The organism is Telluria sp. ZB4P37 (assembly GCF_059685855.1).
This window is the reverse complement of sequence record NZ_JCASID010000020.1, coordinates 1-11,546: the sequence shown is the minus strand read 5'-3', so window position 1 is coordinate 11,546 and position 11,546 is coordinate 1. Positions and strand designations below refer to the sequence as shown.

At 63.0% G+C, this 11,546-nt stretch carries 6 protein-coding genes; 5 read left to right on the top strand and 1 reads right to left on the bottom strand.

Features of this window, described 5'->3' with window-relative positions:
- Positions 1-696: 696 nt before the first annotated feature.
- Complete coding sequence (locus AC56K1_RS21360) at positions 697-3,582, top strand: TonB-dependent receptor (protein ID WP_497159795.1); 2,886 nt, start codon at positions 697-699, stop codon at positions 3,580-3,582.
- 215 nt (positions 3,583-3,797) lie between these two features.
- Here the strand turns inward: AC56K1_RS21360 and AC56K1_RS21355 are convergent, their stop codons facing one another.
- The gene (locus tag AC56K1_RS21355) at positions 3,798-4,529 is read right to left on the bottom strand and encodes a 16S rRNA (uracil(1498)-N(3))-methyltransferase (protein ID WP_497159794.1); all 732 of its coding nucleotides are present in this window, start codon (positions 4,527-4,529) and stop codon (positions 3,798-3,800) included.
- A 126-nt stretch (positions 4,530-4,655) separates the two neighbouring features.
- Here AC56K1_RS21355 and tkt point away from each other — a divergent pair, with 126 nt between their 5' ends.
- From tkt to AC56K1_RS21335, 4 genes are all read left to right on the top strand, one after another.
- The gene (gene tkt / locus AC56K1_RS21350) at positions 4,656-6,653 is read left to right on the top strand and encodes a transketolase (protein ID WP_497159793.1); all 1,998 of its coding nucleotides are present in this window, start codon (positions 4,656-4,658) and stop codon (positions 6,651-6,653) included.
- An 82-nt stretch (positions 6,654-6,735) separates the two neighbouring features.
- Complete coding sequence (gene gap, locus AC56K1_RS21345; RefSeq protein ID WP_497159792.1) at positions 6,736-7,746, top strand: type I glyceraldehyde-3-phosphate dehydrogenase; 1,011 nt, start codon at positions 6,736-6,738, stop codon at positions 7,744-7,746.
- A gap of 300 nt (positions 7,747-8,046) precedes the next feature.
- The gene (locus tag AC56K1_RS21340; RefSeq protein WP_497159791.1) at positions 8,047-10,944 is read left to right on the top strand and encodes a TonB-dependent receptor domain-containing protein; all 2,898 of its coding nucleotides are present in this window, start codon (positions 8,047-8,049) and stop codon (positions 10,942-10,944) included.
- A gap of 100 nt (positions 10,945-11,044) precedes the next feature.
- The coding region (locus tag AC56K1_RS21335) for a transposase domain-containing protein (protein WP_497159790.1) at positions 11,045-11,546 on the top strand (502 nt) is incomplete at its 3' end.

The window sequence follows — 11,546 nt, the reverse complement described above, 5'->3', positions numbered from 1 at the left end:
TTTACCCAAAGCCCGCTACCACGGAGAAAGAAGGCAGGGCCGGCGCTTCCCTTGCCTCTCCCTTTCGGCGGGGCAAACGAATATGTATGAAATGATAACGTTGTTTGCCTACAACGCTCATGGTGCAAATATTTGGAGGCCCCGGCTCATGCGCGCCGAATTTTTGTTGCTGTATTGATCAGATCGGCTCATATACAGATATCTGCGTCATCACGACGCTAACTACGGGCAAGTCGCAGCCATCGTGCGGCCTGTTGCGCGTATTTGCCCGCCGCACCTTGCGCCGGGTCCGGCATCCCGATAATGCATCAGTTCGTTAAGCGTCAATGAAGATTACAGCCAATATGTTGTTTTCGGCCCAGAACGCCCCGGGTGCTCAATTGACACTTTTACTACCGGTATGGTTTTATGTATAAATTCAAATAACGTTTTCATTCAATTTACAGTTATTTGAGACTGCTCGTACTAGCGGTCAGAGTACGAAAGAATGACACCGCCGAAAAGCGGTGGATATACACATGTAGTGACTTGGCTGTACTCACAGACATCCTCCAATCCCGCCCGGGAGAGATTCCGGGCAGGGCGCGCAGTCGGCGCCCGGGTTCGATGGAGACAGCCGGCCCCCGGATGGCATGCCAGCCAGAGGCCGGTAAGAAGAAAAACCACCCTAAGAAAAGCCCAGAAGGAGAAGTACTCATGACGTTCAAATTGAAGTCGCTGCCGTTCGCAGTTGCCGCCGTGGTCGCCAGTGGCGCCCTGGTCGGCGCACCGGCGTTCGCGCAGACCACTGACACCGCAGCACCAGCACAGCGCGTGGTCGTGACCGGCTCGCTGATCAGCCGCGCCAACACCGAAACGCCGGCACCGGTCCAGGTGCTGACCGCAGCGGACATCCAGAAGAGCGGCAAGACCTCGGTCGCCGAACTGCTGACCGACCTGGCCGCCAACGGCGCGGGTACCCTGGGCACCGGCTTCGCCGGCGCATTCGCCAATGGCGCATCGGGCATTTCGCTGCGCGGCCTGACCGTGGGCGCGACCCTGGTCCTGATCGACGGCCACCGCATGGCGCCGTACCCACTGTCGGACGATGCACAGCGCTCGTTCGTCGACGTGTCGGCCATCCCGTTCGACGCCATCGAAACCATCGAAGTCCTGAAGTCCGGCGCATCGGCGCTGTACGGCTCGGACGCGATCGCAGGCGTGATCAACATCAAGCTGAAGAAAAACCTGAACGGCACCCGCCTGGCAGCTGAAATCGGCGACACCCAGCACGGCGGCGGCAAGACCAAGCGCATGTCGATCAGCACCGGCATCGGCAACCTGGACGAAGACGGCTACAACGCCTTCGTGACCCTGGAAGCGCGCAAGCAGGGCTCGATCCGCGTCGCCGATCGCGAGCAGTTCGGCTACGCGAACCGCGACTGGCGTGCCCGCGGCGGCAACAACATCAACCTCGGTGTGCCGACCAGCCTGAACAGCTTCATCACCCCGACCAACACGCCTTTCCTGTACAACCCGGCGAACCCGAACAACCCGGCTGGCGTGACCAACGTCAACAACCCTGCCAACTACGTGTTCCTGGACCCGAGCAAGTGTAACTTCACCCTGTACCGCGCAGGCGGCTGCCAGGTGAACGACACCTCGTCCTTCATCCAGCCGGAAACCGAAAACGTCAACCTGATGATCGGTATGACGAAGAAGCTGAGCGACAACTGGGAACTGAACCTGAAGGGCTCGATCTTCCAGCGCGAAAGCACCAACAACCGCAACGCGAATCCGGCGGCCTACAACCCGACCAGCTTCAACGGCTTCACCACCCTGAACAACGGCGTGCTGACCAGCCGCGTGGGCGCGATCCCGAGCACCCTGTTCGCCCCGGGCGCACAGGTCGGCGCGAACGTCACCAATCCGTTCGCCCAGCCTGCCCGCCTGTACGGCTACATCCCGGACATCGGCCCGACCCTGCAAACCAACAACAAGGCTACCAGCACCCGCCTGGCCGCCGACATCGTTGGCGAAGCCATGGGCTGGGACGTGCGCGGCGGCGTTGGCGCCACCAAGGTCAAGAGCGACCTCGAGTACAGCGGCTACATCAACCGTGTGAACCTGTACAACGCACTGCGCAACGGCAGCTGGAACGCGGTTGGCGGCAACAGCCCAACCCTGCTCAATGCAGTCTCTCCACAGTTCGGCAACAAGATCGAGTCGACCCTGAACTACGCCGACCTGGTCGGTTCGCGCGAACTGATGCAACTGGGCGCAGGTCCGCTGGCACTGGCAGTCGGCGCGCACTGGCACAAGCGTGAACAGAACGCACCGGCTTCGTCGCTGACCCAGATCGGCGCCGTCGCCAACACCGCGGCCTTCACCATCGGCGACGAGACCAATACCGCGGTGTTCGCGGAACTCCAGGCGACCCCGATCAAGAACCTGGAAGTCGGCGTCTCGGCCCGTTACGACCACTACGACACCTACGGCAACTCGTTCACCCCGGCCGCCAACTTCAAGTGGGCGCCGATCCAGCAGTTCGCCCTGCGCGGCACCTTCGCACGCGGCTTCCGCGCGCCGAACCCGGCCGAAGTGGGCAATGCAGGTTCGTTCTTCACCTTCAACGCGATCAACGATCCGCTGCTGTGCGCCAACGGCAGCCGCACCACCGCCGGCAACGTCCCAGCCGCTTGCGGCTTCGCTCCGCCGTACGTCCAGACCACCAATCCAGACCTGCAGCCAGAGAAGTCGAAGTCTTACACCCTGGGTATCATCGTCGAGCCGATGCGCGGCCTGAACATGTCGCTGGACTACTACAAGATCCGCATCAACAACCTGGTCGTCACCCAGGCTGGTAACGATCCTAGCTTCGTCCCGACCTGGGTCCGCGGTCCTGCGGCACCGGTCGACATCGCCACCGGCGTCGGCACGGGTACCGCGGTCGGCACCCCAGCGGTCGGCCCGATCCTGTATGGCCTGTCGCCGTACATCAACGCGGGTAGCACCGAGACCCACGGCATCGAAGCGGACGTGCGTTACCGCTGGCGCCTGGCCAACGACATGGGCACCGTGTCGGCCAACCTGAGCGCGGCGCACACCTTCGGCTACGTCACCGCCATTGGCGATACGTCCTACCAGCTGGCAGGCACCCAGGGCCCATCGTCGGTCGGCGGCGCAACCGGCAACCCGAAAGACCGTGCACAGTTCACCCTCGGCTACAACCGTGGCCCGCTGGACGTGACCGCCACCGTGAACTACACGAGCGGCTTCTCGACCATCGACCCGGCACTGGGCGAGACCGACTGCGCGACCACGGCGGAACACGTCGGCGGCCGTACCTACTTCTCGGGCCTGATCCAGCCTGCGAACTACTGCAACGTGTCCTCGTTCACCTCGACCAACCTGAACATCTCGTACAAGATCACCCCGAACCTCACCGTTCGTGGCGCGATCCTGAACCTGTTCGACAAGGAAGCACCGTACGACGTCGCAACCTACGGCAACTCGGGTGCAGGTACTTCGTATAACGCTTCGCTGCACCAGCCTGGCGCCGTCGGCCGCTTCTTCAGCCTCGGCCTGGCCTACGCGTTTTAATTAGCTGAACATGGCAGTGGCGGCAACGCCGCTGCCTGCAAAGCACAAAGCCCCCGCAGCAGGTGTTCCTGCTGCGGGGGCTTTTTATTTGAATAGCCGGGAACCCGTAGGGTGGGCAGGGCAAGGCAGCCAGTACGGCAAATCTTGTGCTGGTTGAACGCGTGGGCAGAATCTGCCCACCCTGCGAGTCGCCTCAATTCTGCGTCCGCGGTACTCTACATCCCACCCCAGATCCCACCCAGCATCGCCAGCGCCGCGAGCGCCGCCGTCTCCGTGCGCAGCACGCGCGGCCCGATCGACAGGGCCAGCGCGCCGCCGGCCAGCGCCGCATCTTCTTCTTCGCCGGTGAACCCGCCCTCCGGCCCCACCATCAGGGCCAGCGCCTGTGGCCCGTTGGCCTGCGCCCAGCCGGCCAGCGACTGCGTCGCGCGCGGGCTCAGCAGGATGCGTGGCTGCGCGGGGGAGGGCGCGGATGCCAGCCAGCGGCCGTAGTCCGCCACCGGGGCCAAAGCGGCCAGGCGGTTGCGCCCGCACTGCTCGGAAGCGGCCTCGATCACGCCCTGCCAGTGGGCGTGGCGCCTTTCCGCGCGCTCGCCCGAGAGCCGCACGACGCTGCGGCGGGCCGCCAGCGGCTGGACCGCGGCCACGCCGAGTTCCACCGCCTTCTCGATGATCCAGTCCATCTTCGAGCCCTCGGGCAAGCCCTGGGCCAGCGTCACGGCATAGGGCAGCTCGACCTCGACCGGTTCATGCGCGCCGACGGTGGCGCTTGCGCGCTTCTTGCCGACATCAAGGAGAAGCGCTGCATACTGGCCGCCGCGGCCGTCGAACAGGGTCAAGGCTTCGCCCGGTTGCATTCTTACAACATGCAGGTGATGGGCAATGGAGTCGGGCAGGTCGACGGTGGCGCCGCTGGTCAGCGGCTGTGGCGAATAAAAACGGGGCATGCGGTTCCTGGTGGAGAGCGAGCGACAAACCTGCATTTTAATTCGGCAGCATGGTGCTCTGGTAAAATACCGGGTTACGGCCAGACGTACCGCCACCGCTTCCCAATCCAGACCCTACGTACTTCCATGAAATCTACGCAAACCACCACCCTGATGGCCAACGCGATCCGCGCGCTGGCGATGGACGCTGTCCAGAAAGCGAACTCCGGCCACCCGGGCATGCCGATGGGCATGGCCGAGATCGCGGTCGCCCTGTGGGACAAGCACTACCGCCACAACCCGGCCAATCCTGGCTGGATGAACCGCGACCGCTTCCTGCTCTCGAACGGCCACGGCTCGATGCTGCACTACGCGCTGCTGCACCTGGCAGGCTACGACGTCTCGATGGACGACCTGCGCGATTTCCGCCAGCTCCACTCGAAGACCCCGGGCCACCCGGAAGTGTTCATCACCCCTGGCGTGGAAACCACCACCGGCCCGCTGGGGCAGGGCATCGCCAATTCGGTCGGCATGGCGCTGGCCGAGTGGCTGATGGGCTATGAATTCAACCGTCCGGGCTTCGACGTGGTGGACCACTACACCTACGCCTTCCTGGGCGACGGCTGCCTGATGGAAGGCATCTCGCACGAAGTCGCTTCGCTGGCCGGCACCCTGCGTCTGAACAAGCTGATCTGGCTGTACGACGACAACGGCATCTCGATCGACGGCCGCGTCGAAGGCTGGTTCACCGACGACACCCAGAAGCGCTTCGAAGCCTATGGCTGGAACGTGATCCCGGCAGTCGACGGCCACAACGTCGCAGCGGTGTCCGCAGCGATCGAAGCGGCGAAAGGCTCGGACCGTCCGACCCTGATCTGCTGCAAGACCATCATCGGCAAGGGTGCCCCGAACCTGGAAGGCGGCGACAAGGTCCACGGCGCCCCGCTGGGCGACAAGGAAATCGCGGCCGTGCGCCAGCACCTGGTCTGGGACCCGATCCCGTTCGACATCCCGGCCGAGCTGTACGAAGCCTGGGACGCGAAAGAGCGCGGCGCCGCGGCCGAAGCCGAATGGACCGCCATGTTCGCCGAGTACCGCGGCAAGCACCCTGAACTGGCCGCCGAATTCGAACGCCGCATGCTGGGCGAGCTGCCGGGCAATTTCAACGAAGTGCTGGATGCAGCGATTGCCGCTTGCGTCGAGAAGAAAGAAACCATCGCCACCCGCAAGGCCTCGCAGAACGCGATCCAGGCATTGGCACCAAGCTTGCCGGAATTCCTGGGCGGCTCGGCCGACCTGACCGGCTCGAACCTGACCAACTGGAAAGAGTCAAGCGCGGTGCGTTCGGGTATCCCCGGCAACCACATCAACTACGGCGTGCGCGAATTCGGCATGGCCGCGATCCAGAACGGCATCGCCCTGCACGGCGGCTTCATCCCGTTCGGTGCGACCTTCCTGACCTTCTCGGACTACAGCCGCAACGCCCTGCGCATGGCTGCGCTGATGAAGATCCGCTCGCTGTTCGTGTTCACCCACGACTCGATCGGCCTGGGCGAAGACGGCCCGACCCACCAGTCGGTCGAACACGTCTCGTCGCTGCGCCTGATCCCGAACCTGGACAACTGGCGTCCATGCGACACGGTCGAATCGCAGGTGGCATGGGGCGCGGCAGTGCAGCGCAAGGATGGCCCGTCGACCCTGATCTTCTCGCGCCAGAACCTGCCGTTCATGGAGCGCGACAGCGCGACCGTGGCCAATGTCGCCAAGGGTGGCTATGTGCTGCGTGACGCCGCCAATGCACAAGTCATCCTGATCGCCACCGGTTCGGAAGTCGAACTGGCGATGAAGGCGGCCGACTCCCTGGGGAGCGAGGGCATTGCCGCCCGTGTGGTCTCGATGCCGTCGACCGACGTGTTCGAGCGCCAGGAAGCGAGCTATAAAGCGTCAGTCCTGACCCGCGGCACGCCACGCGTGGCAATCGAAGCCGGCGTGACCGACTTCTGGTACAAGTACGTGGGCCTGGAAGGCGCCGTGGTCGGCATCGACACCTTCGGCGAATCGGCGCCGGCGCCGGTGCTGTTCAAGCACTTCGGCTTCACCGTCGAGAACGTCGTGGCGAAAGCCAAGGCCGTGATCGCGGCATAAGAGTGTCGAGGGGCTGCCTTCGGGTGGCCCGTTTCGCATTCTGCAGCATGAAAAAAGTTTTTTTCTAATCAGGAGCCAAGCAATGACGATCAAAGTTGCAATCAACGGTTATGGCCGCATCGGCCGCAACATCCTGCGCGCCTTCTACGAAGGCGGCAAACAGCAAGACATCCAGATCGTGGCGATCAACGACCTCGGCAACGCCGAGTCGAACGCCCACCTGACCCGCTACGACACCGCCCACGGCAAGTTCCCGGGCACCGTCACGGTCGAGGGCGACAACATGATCGTCAATGGCGACAAGATCCGCGTGTTCGCGCAGCGCAACCCGGCCGAGATCCCATGGGGCGAGTTGCAGGTGGACGTGGTGCTCGAGTGCACCGGCTTCTTCACCACCAAAGAGAAGGCTTCGGCCCACCTCAAGGGCGGCGCCAAGAAAGTCATCATCTCGGCCCCGGGCGGCAAGGACGTCGACGCGACCATCGTCTACGGCGTAAACCAGGACGTGCTCAAGAGCACCGACACCGTCATCTCGAACGCCTCGTGCACCACCAACTGCCTGGCCCCGCTGGTCAAGCCGCTGAACGACGCCATCGGCCTGGAAACCGGCCTGATGACCACCGTGCACGCCTACACCAACGACCAGGTGCTGTCGGACGTGATGCATGAAGACCTGCGCCGCGCCCGTTCGGCGACGATGAGCATGATCCCGACCAAGACCGGCGCCGCCGCCGCGGTCGGCCTGGTGCTGCCCGAGCTGAACGGCAAGCTGGACGGCTTCGCGATCCGCGTGCCGACCATCAATGTCTCGCTGGTCGACCTGTCCTTCATCGCCAAGCGCGATACCACGGTGGACGAAGTCAACGCCATCCTCAAGACCGCCTCGGAAGGCGCCCTGAAGGGCATCCTGACCTACCAGACCGAGCCGCTCGTCTCGATCGACTTCAACCACAACCCGGCTTCGTCGAACTTCGATTCTACCCTGACGAAAGTGTCGGGCCGCCTGGTGAAGGTCTCGTCGTGGTACGACAACGAATGGGGCTTCTCGAACCGCATGCTCGACACCACTGTCGCGCTGATGAACGCAAAATAAGCCGATTTAACAAAGGTTTCAGAAGTTTCGAAACGCCCCGCAAGGGGCGTTTTTTTTATGTCGATATTCATTTTATGCAGAATAATATTTTGCGTTGAGGAAATACAACAGATCTTAAGCTTTCTAAATTTTCCTTAAGAAAATCGTTTTCTTTGTTGCAAGCGTCTGCGAGACTCTATCCCGTATGCATGAGATGCATGCAGTGCGCATGAAAGTCATGCGTAGGTCATAAAAACCATGCGCCAAGCATTGGTTGTATGCGGCGAGCATGAGATAACTATAATCGTAGGGACGGAAAACGTGAACAAACCACAATTGAAATACAGCGTAGTCGCAGTCGCCATGGCCATCGCGGCCGCACCATTTGCACAGGCGCAGACCACCAGCTCGGAAGCGCCAGCCACCGTGTACGTGACGGGTTCGAACCTGAAGCGCACCGACAAGGAAGGCACCCAGCCGATCCAGACCATCACCGCCAAGGAAATCCGCGAATCGGGCGCCGCCACCGTGACCGAGCTGATGCGCCTGGTCCCGTCGATGGGCACCGACCAGAACCTCGATACCAATGACGGCGGCTTCTCGCGCGGGGTCTCGACCGCCTCGCTGCGCGGCCTGTCGTCGACCTCGACCCTGGTGCTGCTCAACGGCCGCCGCATGACCCCGTCGGCCTACGCCGACCCGAACAACGGCAACTCGACCCTGTACGACCTGAACTCGATCCCGCTGGCCGCCCTCGAGCGCGTCGAGATCCTGAAGGATGGCGCCTCGGCCGTGTACGGCTCCGATGCAATCGGCGGCGTGATCAACTTCATCACCAAGTCGAACTACCAGGGCCGTGAAGTGTCGGCGCGCATGAGCGCCAACGACAACGGCAAGTTCAAGCGCAAGGGCGTGAACTTCTTTGCTGGTACCGGCGACCTGGAATCGGACGGCTACAACGTCTTCATCACCGGCGATATGTCGGAACGCGACCGCGTCCTGCGCGCCGACGTCAAGGACATCAAGTTCGACGAATACAAGCTCCTGCAGAAGCGCTACGCGACCCCGTACGGCAGCACCATCTCGAACTCGCCGATCTTTTACCGCGAGTCAAGCCCGAACTCGGGCGTCTTCAGCGCCACCCAGGCCAATGCCGCCGACCGCCTGCGCGTGACCCTGGGCTGCGATCCATCGCGCGTGCTGACCGGCTCGACCGCCATGGGCCTTGCCGCGACCAGCGTGTTCATCAACCGCCAGTTCTGCAACTACGACCTGAACAAGCACCTGGAAGGCATCAGCGACGGCCGCGAAGGCAGCCTGATGAGCCGTGGCGTGCTCAAGCTGGGCGCCACCACCCGTGCCTTCGCCGAAGTCGCCTACGCCCGCACCGAGCGTGCCTACGATTCGACCCCGATCACGATCAACACCACCCCGGTGACCAACTTCACCGCCATCGGTATCGCCCCGAGCTACCAGACGGTGCTGCCGATCGGCCACCCGAACAACCCGTTCCCGAATGCGCGTGCTTCGGTCGCCTACCGTTTCGAGAACGCACCGCGCGGCACCGAGACCACCAACGAAAACGGCCGCCTGCTGGCCGGCCTGCAGGGCACCAATTTCAACTGGGACTGGGAATCGGCTTTCCTGTATAACGAAGCGCGCCGCCAGGACAGCTACAAGGGCCGCCTCTACCTGCCGGCGCTGCGTCGCCTCAATGCCGGCTCGACGCTGGCCCAGGTGGCCGCCGACCCGAACATCTTCCGCAGCACCGAGTCGAATGACAAGGCATCGATCGCGCAGTTCGACGTCAAGGCCAACACCAGCTTCGGCAGCCTGCCGGGCGGTGCGATCGGCGTGGCGGTCGGCGCCGAAGCGCGCCGCGAAACCCTCAAGATGCGTCCGGATGCCGAACTGGCTGCCGGTAACATCTATGGCCTGGCCAACACCGTCATCGATGGCGAGCGCGACGTCAAGTCGGGCTTCATCGAGATCCGCACCCCGTTCCTGAAGAACTTCGAGATGGACTTCGCGGGCCGTTGGGACAAGTATGAAGGCATGGATGCCAACTTCGTGCCGAAGGTCGGCGCCAAGTGGACCGCGACCAATACCCTGGCTTTCCGCGGCACCTATGCCGAAGGCTTCCGTGCACCGGCACTGTCGCAGGTGACCCCGGGCGGCGCCCAGTTCTTCCTGTCGGGCCTGTTCGATCCGAAGCGTTGCGAAGCCGACGAGCGCACCCCGAAGCCAAATGCCACCGAAGCGGACTGCAACAAGTCGGCATCGGGCACCGGCGGCGCCAATCCGGACCTGAAGCCGGAGACCTCGAAGAGCTATTCGTTCGGCATCCTGTTCTCGCCGAACACCAGCTGGGACTTCGGCATCGACGCCTACAAGATCCGCAAGGAAGGCGAAGTGGCCCTGGGCAGCGCCTTCGACGCGCTGCGTAACGAAGACACCAACCCTGGCCTGATCGTGCGCGACCAGAACCCGGCCAACTTCATCACCGATGCACAAGGCCGTCCGATCTCAGGCACCGGTCCGCTGCTGATGGTTCGCGAGCCGTGGATCAACCAGGGCGCCGTCGAAGTGCGCGGTATCGACCTGGACGTGGCTTACCGCAAGAACCTCGGTTCGCTGGGCAACTTCTCCGCCAAGCTGACCTCGGCCTATATCCACTCGTACACGTTGCAGCAGGAACCGGGCGACGCCGAGCACAACCTGGCAGGCTACAACGCCGGCCTGGTGGACTGGAACCTGTCGAGCAGCATGGACCTGCCACGCTGGAAGACCTCGATCTCGGCCTCGCTGAGCCGCGGCGCCCACGCGTTCAGCGGTAACATCAACTACACCGGTCCGGTTTCCCTGGCCCGCAAGTTCGACAACCAGACCACCTATCCGATGTCGTTCTGCCACTACGCACCGGGCGTGAATGCCGGTACCGCGGCGAACTTCCCGAGCGCCAGCGCAGCAGTGCCTGGCTACCTGGCAGCCTTCCCGGATTGCTCGGTCAAGGACTGGATCCGTGTCGGCGTGGGCTACACCTACACCGGTATCAAGGGCCTGGCGCTGACCTTCAACATCCAGAACCTGTTCGACGAAGCCGCACCGTACGATCCACGCTACGGCGCGACCTCGGGCCAGCCACTGGCCGGCTACAACGAAGGGCTGCACAACCCGTACGGCCGTTACTTCACGCTGTCGGCGAAGTACTCGTTCTAAGCAGCATGCTGCAGTACAAAAAAACCGGCTTCGGCCTAATGCCAGTCACTTAAGGCATTGACCAGCCGGCGATTTGAGCTAAAACGGATTCACGTGCAACGTGAATCCGTTTTTTATTATGGCCTTCCAATTTGACCTGGACTATGCGGCTGAGCTGGCACCGCATGAGTTCGAGCGTTTCGCCAGCCTGATCGATCCGGCCTGGATCGACGAAGCCCTGCAACAGACCGGAACCGTGTCGCTGCGTCGGCGGCGCCTGCCGGCCGAGCGCATGGTCTGGCTGGTCATCGGCCTGGCCCTGTTTCGTAATGAACCGATCTGGCACATCGTCCGGCAACTCGATTTGGCCGATGGGCCGATGTCCAGTACGCCCGTGCCCAGTGCCGCAGTGGCTGGCCGTGAACGCTTGGGTGAAGCGCCGATGGCATGGCTGTTCGAACGGTTGGCAAGCTGCTGGGGAAGCGGCGCCATACCTGAACAAGGGTTATTTCATGGACTACGAAGCTATGCCGTTGACGGTGTCGTATGGTCGTTGCCCGATACGCCAGCCAACGGCGAACAGTTTGGGCGAGGCTCGAACGCGAAGAGCAACGGTGCTTGGC